Source organism: Alcanivorax sp. HI0007 (assembly GCF_001635525.1).
GTDB lineage: Bacteria > Pseudomonadota > Gammaproteobacteria > Pseudomonadales > Alcanivoracaceae > Alcanivorax.
Genome location: NZ_LWEJ01000015.1, coordinates 13,640 through 33,636, shown reverse-complemented (window position 1 = coordinate 33,636; position 19,997 = coordinate 13,640). Strand labels below are relative to the sequence as shown.

Annotated in this window: 16 protein-coding genes; 9 read left to right on the top strand and 7 right to left on the bottom strand. The window is 60.5% G+C overall.

The window, feature by feature from the left end:
• Together A3714_RS01320 and A3714_RS01315 are read left to right on the top strand one after the other, a co-directional pair.
• Nucleotides 1-1,919 (top strand): efflux RND transporter permease subunit (locus A3714_RS01320; RefSeq protein ID WP_156493808.1); only part of this gene is annotated, 1,919 nt, incomplete at its 5' end.
• 102 nt (nucleotides 1,920-2,021) lie between these two features.
• On the top strand, nucleotides 2,022-2,687 hold the full coding sequence (locus A3714_RS01315) for a M48 family metallopeptidase (protein ID WP_063509542.1): 666 nt from the start codon (nucleotides 2,022-2,024) through the stop codon (nucleotides 2,685-2,687).
• Between the two features lie 102 nt (nucleotides 2,688-2,789).
• Here the strand turns inward: A3714_RS01315 and A3714_RS01310 are convergent, their stop codons facing one another.
• From A3714_RS01310 to A3714_RS01295, 4 genes are all read right to left on the bottom strand, one after another.
• Nucleotides 2,790-3,233, bottom strand: coding sequence for a transposase (locus A3714_RS01310; RefSeq protein ID WP_063509543.1), 444 nt, complete (start codon nucleotides 3,231-3,233; stop codon nucleotides 2,790-2,792).
• A 210-nt stretch (nucleotides 3,234-3,443) separates the two neighbouring features.
• The gene (locus tag A3714_RS01305; protein ID WP_011590014.1) at nucleotides 3,444-3,647 is read right to left on the bottom strand and encodes a cold-shock protein; all 204 of its coding nucleotides are present in this window, start codon (nucleotides 3,645-3,647) and stop codon (nucleotides 3,444-3,446) included.
• Nucleotides 3,648-3,842: 195 nt separating this feature from the next.
• On the bottom strand, nucleotides 3,843-4,730 hold the full coding sequence (locus tag A3714_RS01300) for a D-hexose-6-phosphate mutarotase (RefSeq protein ID WP_063525736.1): 888 nt from the start codon (nucleotides 4,728-4,730) through the stop codon (nucleotides 3,843-3,845).
• Between the two features lie 201 nt (nucleotides 4,731-4,931).
• Nucleotides 4,932-6,305, bottom strand: a complete 1,374-nt coding sequence (locus tag A3714_RS01295; protein ID WP_062815071.1) for a wax ester/triacylglycerol synthase family O-acyltransferase — start codon at nucleotides 6,303-6,305, stop codon at nucleotides 4,932-4,934.
• A 492-nt stretch (nucleotides 6,306-6,797) separates the two neighbouring features.
• Between A3714_RS01295 and A3714_RS01290 the strand changes: the two genes are divergently transcribed.
• The gene (locus A3714_RS01290; RefSeq protein WP_063508332.1) at nucleotides 6,798-8,396 is read left to right on the top strand and encodes an isocitrate lyase; all 1,599 of its coding nucleotides are present in this window, start codon (nucleotides 6,798-6,800) and stop codon (nucleotides 8,394-8,396) included.
• 253 nt (nucleotides 8,397-8,649) lie between these two features.
• Here A3714_RS01290 and A3714_RS01280 read toward each other — a convergent pair whose 3' ends face one another.
• From A3714_RS01280 to A3714_RS01270, 3 genes are all read right to left on the bottom strand, one after another.
• Complete coding sequence (locus A3714_RS01280; RefSeq protein WP_063508333.1) at nucleotides 8,650-10,464, bottom strand: acyl-CoA dehydrogenase C-terminal domain-containing protein; 1,815 nt, start codon at nucleotides 10,462-10,464, stop codon at nucleotides 8,650-8,652.
• Nucleotides 10,465-10,820: 356 nt separating this feature from the next.
• Complete coding sequence (locus tag A3714_RS01275) at nucleotides 10,821-11,633, bottom strand: SDR family oxidoreductase (RefSeq protein ID WP_063508334.1); 813 nt, start codon at nucleotides 11,631-11,633, stop codon at nucleotides 10,821-10,823.
• A 173-nt stretch (nucleotides 11,634-11,806) separates the two neighbouring features.
• A complete protein-coding gene (locus A3714_RS01270) occupies nucleotides 11,807-13,507 on the bottom strand; it encodes a potassium/proton antiporter (protein ID WP_062815067.1) in 1,701 nt (566 codons plus the stop codon).
• A gap of 374 nt (nucleotides 13,508-13,881) precedes the next feature.
• Between A3714_RS01270 and mnmG the strand changes: the two genes are divergently transcribed.
• The 6 genes from mnmG (at nucleotide 13,882) to A3714_RS01240 (ending at nucleotide 19,983) form a co-directional block, all read left to right on the top strand.
• Nucleotides 13,882-15,777: a tRNA uridine-5-carboxymethylaminomethyl(34) synthesis enzyme MnmG gene (gene mnmG / locus A3714_RS01265; RefSeq protein ID WP_063508335.1), complete on the top strand. Its 1,896-nt coding sequence runs from the start codon at nucleotides 13,882-13,884 to the stop codon at nucleotides 15,775-15,777.
• Complete coding sequence (gene rsmG, locus A3714_RS01260; protein ID WP_063508336.1) at nucleotides 15,774-16,406, top strand: 16S rRNA (guanine(527)-N(7))-methyltransferase RsmG; 633 nt, start codon at nucleotides 15,774-15,776, stop codon at nucleotides 16,404-16,406. The genes mnmG and rsmG overlap by 4 nt, the downstream gene beginning before the upstream one ends.
• Nucleotides 16,407-16,440: 34 nt before the next feature.
• Nucleotides 16,441-17,238 (top strand): ParA family protein, encoded by a 798-nt coding sequence (locus A3714_RS01255; protein WP_063508337.1) that lies wholly within the window; start codon nucleotides 16,441-16,443, stop codon nucleotides 17,236-17,238.
• Between the two features lie 13 nt (nucleotides 17,239-17,251).
• Nucleotides 17,252-18,172, top strand: coding sequence for a ParB/RepB/Spo0J family partition protein (locus A3714_RS01250; protein WP_063508338.1), 921 nt, complete (start codon nucleotides 17,252-17,254; stop codon nucleotides 18,170-18,172).
• A 27-nt stretch (nucleotides 18,173-18,199) separates the two neighbouring features.
• Complete coding sequence (locus tag A3714_RS01245; RefSeq protein WP_063508339.1) at nucleotides 18,200-19,327, top strand: hypothetical protein; 1,128 nt, start codon at nucleotides 18,200-18,202, stop codon at nucleotides 19,325-19,327.
• A gap of 230 nt (nucleotides 19,328-19,557) precedes the next feature.
• Nucleotides 19,558-19,983 carry an ATP synthase subunit I gene (locus A3714_RS01240; RefSeq protein ID WP_231866127.1) on the top strand — a complete coding sequence of 142 codons (426 nt, stop codon included), beginning with the start codon at nucleotides 19,558-19,560 and terminating at the stop codon, nucleotides 19,981-19,983.
• Nucleotides 19,984-19,997 lie beyond the last annotated feature (14 nt).

Here is a 19,997-nt window from a genome sequence, read left to right as displayed (position 1 = left end):
CGCTGATCCTGGCCATTGGCCTGGTGGTGGACGATGCCATCGTCATGCTGGAAAACATCCAGCGCCGCATCGATGAGGGGGAAACCCGTCTGGTGGCCGCCTACCAGGGGGCCCGCCAGGTTGCCTTTGCCGTGGTGGCCACCACCCTGACCCTGGTGGCGGTGTTCGTACCGATCTCCTTTATGGGTGGCGACGTGGGCCGACTGTTTGGCGAGTTCGGTTTTACCCTGGCGTCGGCGGTGATCATTTCCAGCATCGTCGCATTGAGTCTGGCCCCCATGCTCTGTTCCCGCTGGTTGCACCGGCACAGCGTTAAGGAGCTGCAAGGGGAGGGCAATGCTTTTGAGCGTTCCCTGCAAAAACTCAACAGCGGTTATGCCCGAAGTCTGGCGGCGGCCCTGGGCAAACCCTGGCCGCTGGTGGTGGGCTGTGTGGCCCTGTGCGTGGTGGCACTGCTGGTGTTCCGGGGGTTGCCCCAGGAGCTGGCGCCCACGGAAGACCGGGGCGTCTTTATTATCCCCGCGTCGGCGCCCCAGGGTTCCACCGCGGAGTACAGCCTGCACCATGTGAAGGAAGTGGAAAACATCATGGCGCCGCTGGTGGAAAGCGGCGAGGCGGAACGGGCCCTGTCCATCGTCGGTTTCCGCGGTGTCACCGAGCGGGCCTTCAGTATTGTGCGACTCAAGGACTGGGGCGAGAGGGATCGCTCCCAGCAGGAAATCGTCAATGAAGTGCGCGGCAAATTATCCCAGGTGGCCGGGCTGCGGGCCTTCGCGGTAAACCCGCCCGGGCTGGGGCAGAGCGCCTTCGATCAGGCCCTGGAAGTGGTGGTGGCCGGGCCGGATTACGACCAGGTGCTGGCCTGGAGCGAAACGCTCATGGAGGCCATGGAAGAGAACCCGGGGCTGACCAGCATCGATACGGATTTCGAACAGACCCAACCCCAACTGGACGTGAAGCTGGACCGGGAGCGGGCGGCGGACCTGGGGATCACCGCCACGGATGTGGGCCAGACCCTGCAGGCCATGTTCGCCACCCTGACCGCCTCCACCTACGTGGACCGGGGCCGGGAATACGATGTGCTTCTGGAAGCGGAAAAACGCAACAGCCAGGGCCCGGATGATGTGCTGCCGATCTATCTGCGCGCCGCCAACGGTGAGCTGGTGCCGTTCTCCAGTGTGGTGGAACTGACCACCACCGGCGATGCCCCGGAGCTGCGCCGGGTGGACAGGCTGCCGGCCATTACCCTGTCCGCCAACCTGGCCGACGGCTACGACCTGGCGGCGGCCATGACCTATGTGGAAGAACAGGCCCGGGAACGACTGCCGCTGGAAGCGCGTATCGGTTACAAGGGCATGGCGGAAGAGCTGCAGGAATCCGCCGCCGCCATCCTGATCACCTTTGTGTTGGCGCTGGTGATCGTGTTCCTGGTACTGGCCGCCCAGTTTGAAAGCTGGATACACCCGCTGATCATCATGCTCACCGTGCCGCTGGCCCTGGCGGGGGCGGTGCTGGCCATCCGTGTTACCGGCGACAGCCTCAACATCTACAGCCAGATCGGCATGATCATGCTGCTGGGGTTGATGGCCAAGAACGGTATCCTGATCGTGGAATTCGCCAACCAGTTACGTGATCAGGGGCTGGCGGTGAAAGAGGCCATTTACCAGGGGGCCATCGTGCGCTTCCGCCCGGTATTGATGACCGGCGTCTCCACCATCTTCGGTGCCATTCCACTGGTACTGGCCACCGGCGCCGGCGCAGAAAGCCGCTTCACCATTGGCGTGGTGATTCTCGGTGGTCTGCTCTTTGCCACCGTGCTGACACTCTTTATCATCCCGGTGTTGTACCAGTGGCTGGCACCCTATGCCTCGCCGGCGGATGCGGTGAAACAGCAGCTGGAAAAAGAGATGGGCGAATAACGACTACCCCTCTCCGTAGGAGCGTCGCTGGCGGCGCGATTCCATACGCTAGGTTATCGCGCCGCCAGCGACGCTCCTACGGAGAGAGTGGATTCAGGAACCATGACTGACTACGAACTGATCCGCAGCAAACGCCGCAGCCTGGAGCTGCGCGTGCTGGACGATGGCCGGGTGCAGGTGCGGGCGCCGCAGCGGGCGTCGTTGCGGATGGTCCAGACGTTCGTGGATAGCCGCCGCCAGTGGATTGCCGATCAGCAACAGCACCAGGCCAGTCGGCCCCGGCAGCGTTGGCAGGATGGGGCGGCGTTTCCGTTCCGCGGGCAATCGCTGACCATGGATGTGTCCGCCGGGCGCAATGCGGTGGCGGTGTCTGGCGGTTACCTGCAGATCCGGGTGCCGGAACCGGACAGCGAGCCAGCGGTAAGGCAGGCGGTGGAAAACTGGCTGCGCAAGCAGGCGCGGCCGCTGTTCGAAGACAGCATTGCCCGGCAGTTCCCCTGGTTTGCCAGCCAGGGTTTTTCCGAGCCGGTGTTGCGGGTGAAAAAAATGCGCACCCGCTGGGGGTCGCTGTCAGCCAGGGGCTACATCAACCTGAACATGGCCCTGCTGCACTATCCACCGGCGGCGCTGGATTACGTGGTCATGCACGAGCTGTGTCACCTGCAACACATGGACCACGGCCCCGGCTTCCACGCCCTCATGGACGCCCGCATGCCCGACTGGCGCCAACGCAAACAACTCCTCGACCAGCCGCTTTTCCAACCCTGAATAAAACCACCGCATCCCCCTCGTAGGAGCGTCGCTCGCGGCGCGATAGCCCAACGTATGGAATCGCGCCGCGAGCGACGCTCCTACGGTTAAAATGTGATCCTACAGCCAGATGGCATACCAATAGGGATAATCGTTGACGCTTTTTACCAAACCGGCTCGGAGCGGATTAGCGACGATATAGCGGGCAGTTTGCAGGATATCCTCTTCTCGTCTCAGGGCGTGGTCATGGAACCCTCGCTGCCAGATGGATTGCCCAATGGCTCGGGCAGTCTGGCTCTTTAGCATGCCTACCGTCTGTGAAAGGGAATGTTTACCGGACAGTTCAAACAGCCAGTGAAAATGGTCCGGCATCACCACAAAGCATAGAGACATGCTGGCGCCTTGTTGGTCCAGACTGAGGAAGTTGCGCGAAAGCAGTCGTGCCCTGTGGGTATTCTCAAACCAGGGTATTCGGTTTCGGGTAACTCCGGTGATCAGATAGTGCTGATGCGGTTGTGAGCAACGACCGCGCCTCAATCTGTATCCATGATGTAGCGAGTCCATGGATCTAAGAGTGATGAGAGAGAGCCCGGGGAAAAAGCGTTAGCGGCGGAAAAGCCTGTAGGTAATGATCAAGCCTTTCCGTAGGAGCGTCGCTCGCGGCGCGATAGGCCAACCTAGGATCGCGCCGCGAGCGACGCTCCTACGGAGAGGGGTTTCGCCAGACATAAAAAAAGCCCGCCGAAGCGGGCTTTTTTCTGCTAATGCAATCGCTTATTCAGCAACTACGTTAGCGGCCTGCGGACCTTTGGGGCCCTGCTGGATCTCGAAGGAAACCTTCTGACCCTCGGCCAGGGTTTTGAAGCCTGAGCCGGTAATTGCGCTGAAATGAACGAAAACGTCCGCACCACCATCGTCCTGGGAAATGAAACCAAAACCCTTGGACTCGTTAAACCACTTCACAGTACCAGTAGCCATGTGAATCTATACCTCGAAACTATTACTTAGGGTGTTGCTTGCAAACCATGTTGGGCGGTGTTCGGAGACAACTTCAGCTTCACGCAGGGAAGACAACTACCAAAACAATCCACGGCCATAATTCGCAGCCACTTCCGACTTTACCCTCCTTTTTCGGCGAGCACCACCCCTTTTTATAGGCGCTTAAACCGGCAGTTATAATGCCGTTGTCACAAAGCGGACGCTCATTTGGTGGCGTTCGTCCGGGCCCAGAAACAGGGCATCTTCCAGCACCCGGGCGGTCTCGATACAGAGCATTCTCTGCCAGGCATCGTCAGCGAACTGGCTCAGACGTTGGCTTTTGTCTATCCAGGGATTCCATACCACCGCCGAACGGCTGCCTGTGCTCGTCAGCGTCAGCCGTCGCTGCCAGCCGGGGTCGTCGATATGCAGGGTGTCGGGCAGTTGCAGATAGAGCCGGTCGGTTTCTCCCCGGAATGTCAGCGGGCCTTGCTGCCGGTGGCGTTGCCAGTTATCCAGGGCATCCACATAGGGGCAGGTGTCCAGGCCGTGAATTTCGACCTGACGGCTGTCGGATACGGCAAAGTAACTGTGCAGGGCCTGGCTGATCCATACCGGTTCTTCACCGGGGTTATGGTTGATCAGAGACAGGGTCAGGCCGTCGTCCAGTCGCACGGTCAGAGAGGGGGTCACTGCGGGCAGAGATTGCCGGTCAGCATGGGGGGAGAGGGCGAAGCTCAGGGTGATGTGTTCATCATCCTGGTGCGAATGACTCAGGGTCCAGGGCTGCTGGCGCACCAGGCCATGGGCCGGTGGCTGTGCCAGCGTATATTGCTGGCGGATCTCAGTGGGATTGAAGTCCAGGCCGCCAAACCAGGGCCAACACACCGGCACCCCGCCACGGACACCCTGACCGTTGTGATAGGCCGAGTCTTCACTGAGCCAGATCAGCGGTGGCTCGTCATCCCGTTGGTACTCCAGCACCTGTGCACCCTGTTCGGCGATCACCAGGGTCTGGTTGCGATGGCGAACTTCCCAGCAGGCCAGCTCGCCGCGGGTAATCTGTTTGATGGTTGCTGTCATACCCTCTCCACGCAAATGTAGGAGCGTCGCTCGCGGCGCGATAATCAGGGTTTCGAGTTGCGAGAAGCGAGTTTCGAAAGGCAAACCCCTATAAAGTCGCTCCCGGGATCTGCTTTCCGAAACTCGCTTCTCGTGTCTCGTTACGGTTTCAATCGCCCCGCGAGCGACGCTCCTGCCACGAGGAGGCGTTTGTTGCGGCGGTTATTTAATCCCCGCCGCAATCTCCAGTTCGCGGATGGACTGCTCCAGGTAATCCAGCAGACGCTGCATGGAAGGCAGGGTACGCCGGCAGGCGATCAGGCCGAATTCCAGTTGGTCCTGGTAGCTGGTCAGGGTGATATTCAGGGCGATGCGGTCCAGCACGATGGACACCGGGTACATGCCTTTCAGTTTGGCGCCGTTCCAGTACAGGGGCTCTTTCGGCCCCGGCACATTGGAGATCACCACATTAAAGGCCCGCCATTTCGGTGCCAGCCCGGTGAGCAGGTTGAGACCGGTGGGGGCCATGGTGAGGGCGGTGAAATTGAGAATTTCCTCCGGGCTCATCTGAGAGAAGCGTTCCTTGGCTTCCTGTACCGAATCATTGACTACCCGCAGCCGGTTGGCCGGGTCGCAGATATGGGTGCCCAGATTGGCCAGGATCATGCCGATCTGGTTGCCGCCGGCGCTGTCATCCTGGCGCAGGCTCATGGGCACCATGGCAATCAGCGGCTCATCCGGCAGGGCGTTCTGGCTGATCATGTATTCGCGCAAGGCATGGCCGCACATGGCCAGCACCACGGTATTGATGGTGCAGTTGAATGCCTTGGCGATCACTTTCAGACGTGACAGGGAATAACTCTGGGCGGCAAAGCGCCGGGAACCGGTGACCGTCTGGTTGAGAACGGTGTCCGGGGCCTGAAAGATGGACACATAGTTCTCGTCCTTCTTGGCCTTCTGGCTTACCTTGTAGATTTCCCGGGCCAGGCCCGGCACCGTGGCGGCCTGCTTGCTGATACCGGCACCCAGGCGCGCCAGGCTGGAGGCCACATCCACCGGGTTGCTGGGCAGGGAGCGGCTACGTTTTTTCGGCTCGTAGGCCCACACCGGCGGCAGGTCCCGTTCGTCCGGATCGGTGGACAGGGCGCGCATGCCCATGCGCATGGCGGAGATGCCGTCCACCACGGAATGGTGGATCTTGGTATAGAGCGCGAACTGGCGCCCGCGGATGCCTTCGATCAGGTGGGCTTCCCACAGGGGGCGTTCCCGGTCCAGCAGGTTGGAGTGCTCGGCGGAGACCAGGGACAACAGCTCACGGATGCGGCCGGGCTTGGGCAGGGCCTCATGGCGGAAGTGATGGTCGATATCGAAGTGCTTGTCCTCGGTCCAGTAATACTGGCCCAGCCGGCGTGTCAGGCGTTGGTTGAAGGGTGCCACCGGGCAGCAGTAGTCACGCATGTGCTGAGCCAGTTCACTGACATACTTGGGGCCCGCGTCTTCCGGGAAGGAAAATAGTTGCAGTCCGGCCACGTGCATGGGCTGTTGTCGTTTTTCCAGCCACAGAAAAAGTTGATCCACCGGGCTAAGCGCTTTCATAGATTCCCCTTCGTCATTTTTATATCCCTGAACACAACCAAAACGATTACCTGAAAACGGCAATGCACTCTCCATGCCAAGGGAAGATCATAGTAGCAAAGCCGCCTGCGGGTCACTGTGTGCAAGGTGTAAATCGGCGGGCGATGCGGTAACTGCTGCCGGATGGCACATTGATGAATGGCAGTGTGTGCAGAAAAAAACACGTCTTCCTCCACCCTGAACATCGACTTGCCGATTGGCAAGTCGGGCCGCCGGTTGTTGGCCATGGCACCCTCGGCGAGCCGGTTGCGACAGGCCAGAGGGGCGGGGCCAACTACGAATTACCCCTTATATTCATCAGAAAAATACCGAACATAGACCATATTGATTATGTTTATGGGTCGACTGGCTCTAGAATGCGCCGCATCGGTAGACCGGCATGTGTTCTGTCTGGCATGAGCAGGGTTGCCCCTCCCGGTATCGATAAACCAATTTGTTAATCAGAGGTTCACCATGTCATACACCAAAGACATCGAAGCACTTAGCTCCGTGATTGGTGCCAACAGCACCTGGAAAGACATCAATCCGGAATCTGCTGTTCGCATGCGTCTGCAAAACCGTTTCAACACGCATCTGGACATCGCCAAGTACAACGCCAAGATCATGCGTGAAGACATGGCGGCCTATGACGCTGACAACTCCAAGTACACCCAGTCCCTGGGTTGCTGGCACGGCTTCATCGGCCAGCAGAAGATGATCTCCATCAAGAAGTACTTCGGTGGCACCAAGCGTCGTTACCTGTACCTGTCTGGCTGGATGGTTGCTGCTCTGCGTTCCGAGTTCGGTCCGCTGCCTGACCAGTCCATGCACGAGAAGACTGCTGTCGCTGACCTGATCCGCGAACTGTACACCTTCCTGAAGCAGGCGGATGCCTGGGAACTGAACCACCTGTTCCGTGCTCTGGACGATGCCAAAGACGCTGGCGACGCGGCCAAGCAGAAAGAAATCATTGAAAAGATCGACAACTTCGAAACTCACGTTGTGCCGATCATTGCTGACATCGATGCGGGTTTCGGTAACCCGGAAGCTACCTACCTGATGGCCAAGCAGATGATCGAAGCGGGTGCTTGCTGCATCCAGATCGAGAACCAGGTTTCCGACGAGAAGCAGTGTGGCCATCAGGACGGTAAAGTGACCGTTCCCCACGCCGACTTCCTGGCCAAGATCAATGCCGTTCGTTACGCCTTCCTCGAGCTGGGCGTTGACGATGGTGTGATCGTTGCCCGTACCGACTCCGAAGGTGCTGGCCTGACCAAGCAGATCGCCGTGACCAACGAGCCGGGCGACCTGGGCGACCAGTACAACTCCTTCCTGGAAGGTGAGTACATCGAGTCCGCTGACGAAATCAACAACGGCGACGTTGTGATCAAGTCCAACGGCAAGCTGCTCAAGCCGACCCGTCTGGCTTCCGGCCTGTTCCAGTTCCGTCGTGATTCCAACATCGACCGTGTGGTTCTGGACTGTGTTACCAGCCTGCAGAACGGCGCTGACCTGCTGTGGATCGAGACTCCGACCCCGAATGTCGAGCACATCAAACTGATGGTTGATCGCATCAAGGAACAAGAGCCGAACGCCAAGCTGGTTTACAACAACAGCCCGTCCTTCAACTGGACCCTGAACTTCCGTCAGCAGGTATTCGATGCCTGGGAGAAGGAAGGCAAGGATCTGTCCGCCTACGACCGCGCTGGTCTGATGAGCGTGAAGTACGACGACACCGAACTGGCAGCTGTTGCTGACGAGTGGGCGAAAGAGTTCCAGGCCAAGGCGTCCCGTGAAGCGGGTGTATTCCACCACCTGATCACTCTGCCGACCTACCACACCGCTGCTCTGTCCACCGACCAGCTGGTAGAAGGCTACTTCGGCGAAGAAGGCATGCTGGCCTACGCCAAAGGTGTTCAGCGTCAGGAAATCCGTCGCAACATCGCTACCGTGAAGCACCAGGACATGGCCGGTTCCAACATCGGTGATGACCACAAAGAGTACTTCTCTGGTGAAGCTGCGCTGAAAGCTGGCGGTAAAGACAACACCATGAACCAGTTCGAGAACAACTAAGTTCCGATCTGTTCAAGGTAAGTCTTGAAGAAGCGGCCTCCGAAAGGGGGCCGCTTTTTTGTTGGAGCCTTGCTCGCAAGGCGAAGCGTTGAATCAACCCCCGCGGTTATCTGGGACCTTCGCTTTGCGAGCAAAGCTCCAACGGGGAGCTCCTCACCCAGATTTGCGAATAGCCACAAATAAAAAAGGGGCGGCCCGAAGGCCGCCCCTTTTTTAGTGTCCGACGTCAGACAACCGACGTCCAACCTTCCCCTTACTCGTAATCGAAGGAGAAGTGTTCCGGCTTCAGCTGCATGGTGCTCTTGGTGGGCTTCAGCGCGGCATCCGCGTGGGCCTTGGCAGAGGGCAGCATGCGATCGAAGTAGAACTCGGCGGTGGCCAGCTTGGCCTGGTAGAACTCCGCCGGCTCGTTGCCGCCGTTTTCCAGCTTGTCCTTGGCAACACCCGCCTGCAGGGCCCAGAAGTAGGCCATCATGGCGTAGCCGCTGTACATCAGGAAGTCGTAGCTGGCGGTGGAAACGATATCGCGGTCCTTGGCGGCCACCAGCATGATGCGGGTGGTCAGGTAGTTCCACTCGGCGGCGATCTTCAGCAGCTTCCAGGCAAACGGACGCAGCTTGGGATCACGCAGGTTCTTGGTGCCGAAATCCACCAGCTTCTTGCTGAAGTCACGGACGCACTTGCCCTTGGTCAGCAGCAGGACTTTACGGCCCAGCAGATCCAGTGCCTGGATGCCGGTGGTGCCTTCGTACAGGGTGGAGATGCGCGCGTCACGGACGATCTGCTCCATGCCGTGCTCTTTGATGTAGCCGTGGCCACCGAATACCTGCATGCCGTCGTTGGCCACTTCCAGACCTTTCTCGGTGAGGAAGCCCTTCAGGATCGGCGTCAGGAAGCCCAGCTCGTCATCCCACTTCTGGTATTCCTCGTCGTTGTCAGCCTGGGCGGCGCTGATCATCTTGTCCGCGTACTGGGCGGCAAAGTAGATCATGGCACGACCGCCTTCGGCGATGGCCTTCTGCTTGAGCAGCATGCGGCGCACGTCACCGTGGTGGATCAGGCTGTCGGCGATGGCATCCGGCTCTTTCTTACCAGACAGGGCGCGCATGGACTTACGCTCCTTGGCGTAGGTCAGGGCGCCCTGGTAGGACAGCTCGGCGTGGGCCAGACCCTGGATGGAGGTACCGATACGCGCGGTGTTCATGAAGGTGAACATGCACTCCAGGCCCTTGTTCTCCGGGCCGATCAGGAAACCGGTGGCTTCATCAAAGTTCATCACGCAGGTGGCGGAGGCCTTGATGCCCATTTTCTTTTCCAGGGAACCACAGTGTACGCCGTTGTCTTCACCGATCTTGCCCGGCAGGTACTTGGGCACGATGAACAGGGAGATACCGCGGGTGCCTTTCGGCGCATCGGGCAGGCGAGCCAGCACGATGTGGACAATGTTCTCGGTCAGGTCGTGCTCACCGGAAGAAATGAAGATCTTGGTGCCGGAAATCTTGTAGGAGCCGTCTTTCTGTGGCTCGGCCTTGGTTTTCACCTGGCCCAGGTCGGTACCGCACTGGGGCTCGGTGAGACACATGGTGCCGCCCCAGCGACCTTCGGTCAGGGGAACCAGGTAATCCTGGAGCTGCTGGTCGGAGCCGTGCATCTGGATGGTGTTCATGGCACCCATGGACAGGCCCGGGTACATGGTGAACGACCAGTTGGCGGTGGCCATCATTTCGGACTTGATCAGGCCCAGAGACGCGGGCAGACCCTGGCCGCCGAACTCTACCGGGTGGCTGAGACCCTGCCAGCCGCCGGCCACGAACTCGTCGTAGGCTTCCTTGTAGCCTTTCGGCGTGGTCACCACACCGTTTTCAAACTTGCAGCCTTCCTCGTCACCGCTCTGGTAAAGCGGCGCCAGGGTGTTTTCACACAGTTTGGCCATTTCACCAATGATGGCTTCTACCATATCCGGCGTGGCTTCTTCACCTTCCGGGAAGGTTTTGTAGTGGCTCTCGAAGTCCAGGACTTCGTTCATCAGAAAGCGCATATCGCGCACGGGGGCCTTATAAGTCGGCATAACAGTTACCCTCGTCAGGCAGAAATCGATTCAACTGTCAGGAACGGACAGCGCAACAGGGCGGGCATTGTTGGGGAATTCCAGCGTAAACACATTGACTGTCAAGGCGGGCGCGGACGGGCGTTAGGGTGAATGGGCGTTCACGGAATGTTGAGGTTCAAGCAACCATAAACCTCTCTACGAAGCCGCTGTAGGAGCTATGCTTGCATGGCGAACCGCGCTTGCGCGGACATCGCCCGCAGGGCGATCAGGCATTGCCGTTTTTAGAGTGGGCCTTTGGAAACGTAAGGAGAAGCTGCAACGATTTCCTCGCTTTGGCTCGGTTCGCCATGCAAGCATAGCTCCTACAGTAGCTCCTATTTCTTCTTCCCTTTCCAGCTGTACATGGACGTGGACACGCCGGTGCGCCGGGCGACTTCGTCCCAGATGCCTTGAGGCAGGATGGCCTTCATCAGTTCCACGGACTTGGCCATGGGCGGTTCGATGACGAAGGCGTCTTTTTTCTGCATGCCCCGGATGATGCTTTTCACCACCTTTTTCGGAGTCAGCATGGGCGAGAACAGCGGGGTTTTCACACCGTCGAACATGCCGGTGGAAATATAGCTGGGGCAGACGCTGGTCACGTGCACGTGCTTGATCTTGCGTACCGCCAGTTCCAGGCGAAGGGATTCCGAGAACCCCACCACTGCCCATTTGCTGGCCGCATAGGTGCTGCCGTAGGGCAGGCCGATAAAGGCGGAGGCACTGGCGATATTGACCAGAAAGCCCTCGTCGGCCTGGATCAGATCCTCCAGAAAGGCATGGGTGGTAGCCATCAACCCCTCCGTATTGACCCGGAAGGTGTTCAGGTGCTGTTCCAGCTCCACGGTCTCGAATTCACCGCCAAACACCACTCCGGCGTTATTGATCAGCGCGGTGATCGGGCCCACTTCGGTGTGCAACCTGTCGCGGAATTTGGCGATGGAGGCAATCTTGCTCACATCCAGCACATAGGGATGGGCCTTGCCGCCGGCGGCCTTGATGCGGTCGGTCACCTCGCGGGCAGCGCTGATGCGCCGGGCGGTGACGATGACTTCGGCGCCCTGTTTGGCAAATTCCTCGGCCATCAGGGCGCCAATGCCGGCACCGGCGCCGGTGATCAGAATGCGATGGTTGTCAAAACGGGCCATGAGTCGTCCTTGGGTTAAGTTGAAAGTTCAAAGTTGAAAGTTCAAAAGCGCGGGATATGCCCCTGGTTTTGAGAGGTCGTACCCGCGTCCTTACCGTTAATCGCGGGCATGGCGTTGCAAGACAGCGTAGCCTGATTCGCGTTTCAACTTTAAACTTTCAACTCGTAACTGAATTATCCCGGCAGCTTCAAACCGACCAGCACCACCTTGCCGTCTTCCACTGATCGCGCCCGCAAACGCAGGCCGCTGACGCGGACTGTATCACCTACCACAGTTTGCTTGCCGACCTGTTTGGTAAACAGTTCGGCCACGGTCAGACCTTGCCATAGCGGTGGTGGCGGTTCCACGCCATAGATGGCGATTAGCTGGGCCAGCGGTGTCTGGCCCAGGACAGTGAAGTCGCCGTAATAGCGTTTCTCGTCATGGCTCATCTTGTGGCACAGGTCGGACAGGGCAGACTTGTGGGACAGGGGCGCCAGCCAGGCGATCAGGTCGCCCGCTTCGATATCCGGGTTGTCACTCAGGCTGAGTACTTGTTGATTGCGGTAGAGAACCAGCGGTGTCCGTTTATCTTCGCTGAGCTCAGCCAGCGGTTTACCCACTGCCCGGGCACCGGCTTCCACTTCGAACTGCATCAGGTAGCGGTCCCGCGGTGCGGCCAGTGGCACGGTCTGTTTCGGCTCGGTGGTGGGCGGCACCGACACTTTCAGTTTGCGGGCGACGAAGCGCAGGCTGGCACCCTGACCGAGCAGGGAAATCAGCACTACCACCAGGGTGATATCAAACAGCAGATAGGTCTGCTCCACGCCGGCCAGCAACGGGAATACCGCCAGAACAATGGGCACCGCCCCGCGCAGGCCGGTCCAGGCGATAAAGGTTTCCTCCCGCCAGGTGAAACGGAACGGCAGCAGGCTCACCCACACGGCGATGGGACGCGCCAGCAGCATCAGGAAAGCGGCCACGGCCAGGGCCCAGGGCAGGTTTTCGGTAAGCCGGGACGGCGTCACCAGCAGGCCGAGGATCAGGAACATGCCGGACTGGGCCAGCCAGGCCATGGAATCCATGGCCTTGAGCACGTTATCGCCGGTGCCACCACGGCGGTTGCCGGCCACCAGACCGGTCAGATAGATGGCCAGAAATCCGGAGCCGCCCACCAGGTTGGTCAGTGCAAACACCATGGCGCCACCACTGCACAGCAGCAAGGCATGCAACCCTTCGTTACTGCGTACCCGCAACAGCAATTCACTGATCACCGCCCCCAGCAGCAGGCCCAGCAGGGCGCCCAGGCCGAACTGTTGCAGCAGGGTCCACAGCATGCCCACACCCCAGTCCGCGGCCGGGTCCACCAGCAGACCGACCAGCATCAGGGTAATAAAGATGGCCATGGGGTCGTTGAGACCGGATTCGATTTCCAGGGTGCTGGCCACCCGTTCGTTGAGGGTGACCCCGGCGCCCTTGATGACGCTGAATACCGCTGCCGCATCCGTGGAGCCAATAATGCCGCCCAGCAGCAGGCCCACCCGCCAGTCCACACCCATCAGCCAGGTGGCAAAGGCCCCCACCAAGGCGGCGGAAATGGCCACCCCCAGGGTGGCCAGGCTGAGCGCCGGCTTCAGCCCCATGCGGAAGGTGCTGAGCCGGGTGCGCAGGCCGCCGTCCAGCAGAATCACCGCCAGGGCGATATTGCCGATCACATAGGCGGTGGAAAAATCGTCAAACTGGATGCCGCCGATGCCGTCTTCGCCGGCCAGCATCCCCACCACCAGGAAAATCAGCAACGACGGCACCCCGAACCGGGCACTCAGCGAGCCCAGCAGCAGGCCGGTAAACATCAGGCCGGTGCCGATAAGAAGAAACAGGTTCAGAGAGTCCAAGCCGAATCCATGCCAAGAGAGTCAGGGTTCTATAGTAGACTAGCTTACACGCAACTTGCTGCACGCTGCATGAAAGAGGTTGAGCCTTACCCCGTCTATTTCCGTAGGAGCATCGCTGGCGGCGCGATCATCTCAGTTACGAGGTACGAGTTGCGAGAAGCGAAAACCGGACCGATCAGAATACCGGGTTTATGCCTTTCGTAACTCATACCTCGTGACTCGCGACTTTTTCAATCGCGCCGCCAGCGACGCTCCTACGGCCACCCCGGGATTACTTGGCGCATGATGCTTGCAGCGTGAAGCATTGCCATTATACTAGCGCGCCCTTCTGGCTATATTTTGAACAGCAGGCCCCCTGCAAGGCGAGTGTTGAGATGGATTTTTCCCAGCGATTTGGCGTGATTGTGATCGGCGGCGGCCATGCCGGTACCGAGGCGGCACTGGCGTCCGCGCGCATGGGCGTTTCCACCCTGCTGCTGACCCACAATATCGAAACCCTCGGCCAGATGAGCTGCAATCCGGCCATCGGCGGCATCGGCAAGAGCCACCTGGTGCGCGAGATCGACGCCCTGGGCGGTGCCATGGCCCGTGCCACGGATAAAGGCGGCATCCAGTTCCGCGTGCTCAATGCCCGCAAGGGGCCGGCGGTACGGGCCACCCGCGCCCAGGCGGACCGGGTCCGTTACAAGGCGGCCATCCGCGCCACCCTGGAAAACCAGCCCAACCTGACCCTGTTTCAGCAAGCGGTGGACGACCTGATCGTGGACAACGGCCGCTGTGTGGGGGTGGTCACCAATATGGGCCTGCGCTTTGTGGCCGATGCGGTGGTTCTCACCGCCGGCACCTTCCTGGGCGGTGTCATTCATATTGGTCTGGATAACCACCAGGGTGGCCGTGCCGGCGACCAGCCCTCCAATGCCCTGGCCCGTCGCCTGCGCGAACTGCCGTTCCGGGTCGACCGCCTGAAAACCGGTACCCCGCCGCGCATCGACGGCAAGACCGTGGACTTTTCCGTGATGGAAGAGCAGTGGGGCGACAGTCCGCTGCCGGTGATGAGCTACCTGGGCAAGGTGGAAGAGCACCCGCAACAGGTGTGCTGCTACATCACCCACACCAACGCCCAGACCCACGACATCATCCGCAGCGGCTTCGACCGCAGCCCCATGTTCACCGGCGTCATCGACGGGGTCGGGCCGCGCTATTGTCCGTCCATCGAGGACAAGGTGAACCGCTACCCGGACAAGGACAGCCACCAGATCTTTGTGGAGCCGGAAGGGCTGGATACCCACGAGCTGTACCCCAATGGCATTTCCACCAGCCTGCCGTTCGATGTGCAGCTTGAGGCGGTGCGTTCCATCCGGGGTTTCGAGAATGCCCATATCACCCGGCCGGGCTACGCCATCGAATACGATTACTTCAATCCCCAGGATCTCAAGCACAGCCTGGAGACCAAGCACATGCCCGGCCTGTTCTTCGCCGGCCAGATCAATGGCACCACCGGCTACGAAGAGGCCGGTGCCCAGGGGTTGCTGGCGGGCCTGAACGCGGCGCGACTGAGCCAGGAAAAAGACGCCTGGACCCCCCGTCGCGACGAGGCTTATATCGGCGTGCTGGTGGATGACCTGATCACCATGGGCACCCAGGAGCCCTACCGCATGTTCACCAGCCGGGCGGAATACCGCTTGCTGCTGCGTGAGGACAATGCCGACCTGCGTCTCACTGAAAAAGGCCGTGAGCTGGGCCTGGTCGACGATGAGCGCTGGGCCGCGTTCAACGCCAAGCGTGAGGGCATGGCCAAGGAAGAGCAGCGCCTGAAGAGCACCTGGGTGCAGCCGAAAACGCCCCAGGCGGAGGCAGTGAACGCCCTGATCGAGAAGCCGCTGACCCACGAATACAGCCTGCTGGATCTGCTCAAGCGTCCGGAGTTGAGCTACGCCACCCTGGCGGATGCGGTGGCCCTGGACGAGCGTCCGGACGCGGCGGTGATCGAACAGATGGAGATTCTTGCCAAGTACGCCGGCTACATTGACCGTCAGAACGACGAGATCGCCAAGCTGCGGGCAGCGGAAACCACCCGCCTGCCGGACGACTTCGACTATGGTCAGGTGAAAGGCCTGTCCAACGAAGTGAAGCAGAAGCTCGGCGATATCCGCCCGGAAACCCTGGGCCAGGCGGGCCGGATTCCCGGGGTGACCCCGGCGGCCATTTCCCTGCTGATGATCTACCTGAAGAAACACCAGCACCAGCAGAAGGCGGCCCAGCAGGCATGAGCCTTTCCACAACCTTATCCGACACCCTGGCCCGGGGTGTTGAGGCCCTGGGCCTGTCCCTCAGTGATGACCAGCAGCGCCAGCTGCTCGCGTACGTGGACCTGCTGGTGAAATGGAACCAGGCCTACAACCTCACTGCCATTCGTGATCCGGCAGAAATGGTGACCCGCCATCTGCTCGATTCCCTGGCCGTGCTGCCTTACCTGGCGGACACTGACACCCTGGACGTGGGCACCGGCGCCGGCATTCCCGGCATTATTCTGGCGGTGTCCCGTCCGCAGCAGGCGTTTACCCTGCTGGATTCCAACGGCAAGAAAACCCGCTTCGTGCGTCAGGCCCGCCGTGAATTGGGGCTGGATAACGTGGAGGTTGTGCACGCCCGCGTGGAACAGTACGGTAAGAGCCCATCACAGATAATTTGCCGTGCCTTTGCCTCCTTGTCGGACATGCTGGCACTCATGGCGCCGATAATTACCGATAATACCCGGGTACTGGCCATGAAAGCGGCCAGCACAGAGCGGGAATTGGCGACCATGCCGCCGCACTGGCAAGGCAACCACCATAGTCTGAACATTCCCGGGCTCGATGAGCCCAGGACACTGGTGGTGGTACAACAGCGCAGCGATTGAAGGCCACCGGGGTGGCCTCCATAAGGAGACAGCAGTGACCACCGTATTTGCCGTAGCGAATCAGAAAGGCGGCGTGGGGAAGACCACCAGCAGTGTGAATCTGGCGGCGTCGCTGGCAGCCACCCGCAAGAAAGTGCTGTTGGTGGATATCGACCCCCAGGGCAATGCCACCACCGGCTCCGGGGTGGACAAGTTCGAGACGGATTACACCATCTACGATGTGCTCTGCGATGACGTGCCCATTGAGCAGGCGGTGACCGGTACCCCGGAAGACTCCGGCTTTTCCCTGGTCGCCGCCAATGGCGACCTGACCGCTGCTGAAGTCCAGCTGCTGGATCTGAAGTCCAAGGAATTCCGTCTGCGTAATGCCCTGGCGCGGATCCGTGACAACTATGATTACATTCTCATCGACTGCCCGCCGTCACTGAACATGCTGACGGTGAATGCGTTGACGGCGGCGGACTCGGTGATCGTGCCGATCCAGTGCGAGTACTACGCCCTGGAGGGCCTGACCGCGCTGATGAATACCATCGAAAAGATCCGCTCGGTCCTCAATCCCAAGCTGCACATCGGCGGCCTGCTGCGCACCATGTACGACCCGCGCAACAGTCTGTCCAACGATGTGTCCAACCAGCTGATCAGCCACTTCGGCGACAAGGTGTATCGCACCATCATTCCGCGCAACGTGCGGCTGGCGGAAGCGCCCAGCCATGGTGCGCCGGTGATCACCTATGACCCCAAATCCCGTGGCGCAGTCAGTTATCTGGCCCTGGCCGGTGAGATCCTGCGTCGTGAGCAGGCCCTCAAGGCCCAGCCTGCAGCAGCTTCATAAGGAAAGAAAGATCATGGCGGCAAAGCGTAAACGCGGTCTCAGCAAGGGCCTGGATGCCCTGCTCAGCAGCAGCGAGTCCTACCAGCAGCACCAGGACGAAGTGCGGATTCAGCAGCAGGCGGAAGACCGGGCCAGTGGCGTGGAGCATCCGCCCCGCGACGGCGAACTGCGCCACCTGCCGGTGGAATGCATGGAGCGTGGTCGCTACCAGCCGCGCCGGGACATGTCCCCGGATGCCCTGGAAGAGTTGGCCGAGTCCATTCGTGCCCAGGGGGTCATGCAGCCCATCGTGGTGCGCCCCCTCGGTGAAAAGCGCTACGAGATCATTGCCGGTGAACGCCGCTGGCGCGCCGCCAAGATGGCCGAGCTGGACACCATCCCGGCGGTAATCCGCGAGGTGCCCGACGAAGCCGCCATTGCCATGGCGCTGATCGAGAATATCCAGCGGGAAAACCTCAATCCCATGGAAGAGGCCATCGCCCTGGGTCGCTTGAAGGAAGAATTCGGGCTCACCCACCAGCAGGTCGCTGACGCGGTGGGGAAATCCCGCGCCATGGTCACCAACCTGCTGCGCTTGATGAGCCTGGAATCCGACGTCAAGAAGCTGCTCGAGCACGGTGACCTGGAAATGGGCCATGCCCGAGCGCTGTTGGCCCTCACGGGTAACAAGCAAGTGGAAGCGGCTCGCACCGTGGTGGCCAAAGGCCTGTCCGTGCGCCAGACCGAAGAACTGGTCCGGGATTTCGAAAAAGTCAAGCCCGCCAAGCAGGCACCGGTGAAGGAAGACCCCAACGTGAAAGCGTTGATCACCGACCTGTCCGACCGTCTGGGCGCGCCGGTGCAGATCCAGCAAGGCCAGGGCAACAAGGGCAAGCTGGTGATCAGCTACAACAACCTGGATGAACTGGACGGCATCCTGGCCCACATCAAGTAATACGCCCGGAATCTCCAGGGAGGGGCAGTGGCACGCTTTCTTTACCGGGCCGAGGCCGATGGCCAGCCGGTATCCGGTATTCAGGATGCCAACAGCGCCGCCGAGGCGATGGCTTTGCTCAAGGCGCAGGGCCTGCAGTCCGTGCGTCTGCAAAATGATGCCATGAGTGCCGCCATGCCCCTGGATACCCGGGGTCTGGCAGACCGGGACTACGCCGAACTGCGCCACTCCCTTCAGGCCCGTCACGGGCTGCGCCCCTTTCTGTTGATGCTGTTCAGGCAAACCGGCTTGCTCTGGTTGTTGGCCGTGCCCGGGGCGGTGCTGCTGTGGCTGGTCGATTATCGACTCTGGGCCGGTCTGCTATTGCTGGTCCCCCTGACGGTGGCGGCCATCGCCCTGTGGAAATACCGCGACGCCCGGGATTTTGATGCCATGCTGTCCGCCATTGCCCTGGGGCACTGGCAAAAAGCCACCTCCCTGGGGGACCGCCTGAGTCGCCGTATCCGCGATGAATCCGTGGCCATGGAATTGACGGTGCAGCGCGCCTGTGTGCAGGCGAGGGTCGGGGATACCGATGAGGCACTCGCCACCCTGGCCCCCTGGCAGCCGGTCATGGATATGTTGATGCCGGGCATGTATGCCGCCCAGCAGGCCCGCGTCTACCTGGCGGCCCGGGAGCATGACGCCCAGCTATGCTGCCACCGCGAGGCCGTGGCGGCCTCGCAGCAGGACCCCGGCCAGACTCTGGATTATGCGCTGATGGAGGCCCGCTACGGATCCGCTGCCCGCGCCCACTGTCTGCTGCTGGAGGTGGACCCGGCGTTATTACCGGAATACGGCGATGCCTTTGTGCCCTGGGTGGCGGGGATCGTGGCGTTACGCCAGGGTCGCAACGAAGCTGCCGCCGCCAGCCTTCGTCTGGCCCTGGACAAGCTGCAGCCACTGGCCGGTAATCCGGCGATATGGCCTGTCCTGGCCATGGTGGGGGGTGATGCTGCCCATGCGCTGCTGCGGCTTGGGCAGAGCCATGAGGCGGCGGCAATAGCGACAGCGGTATGGCCGGTGCTGGCGGTCCATGGGGACCAGGATCAGCTTGCGGCGCTGGCGCCGGTTTTGCCCGCCAACGGGTCACGGGAGCCCCTGGCAAAAGGGTAAACAAAAAAAATTTAAAGTTTACCCAATTAACTGAATCAAATTCATGATGGGCGTGGCCCCGCTCTCATTCTATTTGCCTTGCGCAATTGCTCTGACATTGACTAACAATCCGTCCAGTACGGTTGCCACATGGGTGCCAACTCCATATACTTCGCCGCGCTAAAGATCAGGGGTGCCCATGACCTTGCGCCTGGTGCGGCATCAACTTGCATCAGCCCAGAGGCTTCACGGTGACCAGCAACGAATTCCAGCCCAACAGAACACTGTTCTGGGGCTTAATGCGCGCCCAGCTGGCGACGCTGGTGATTTTCGCACTGCTGGTAACCACCCTGGCCGGTACATTGGCCGGTCTGGTAGCGGCCTGGGGAGGCACTATCAGCCTGATGGCATATGCCTGGGGCGGCTTTCAGATTTGGCTGCACCCGGCTAACCGCGCACCCAAACGCATGGCCACGGCGGCGGTGCGGGCAGAGATGGGCAAGATCGCAATCATGTTATTGCTGTTCTGGCTCACTTTCGCCAAGGTCCCCGAAGCGCGGGAAATGAAAATTGCAATGGTTCTGCTGCTAGGCTTCCTGCTGACCCAGGTCGTGGGTTGGATCCAGGTAGCGCGTCTCGACGGACGCACAGCAGGACAAGACGAGCAAAACGACTGAGACTGTAGGTATCG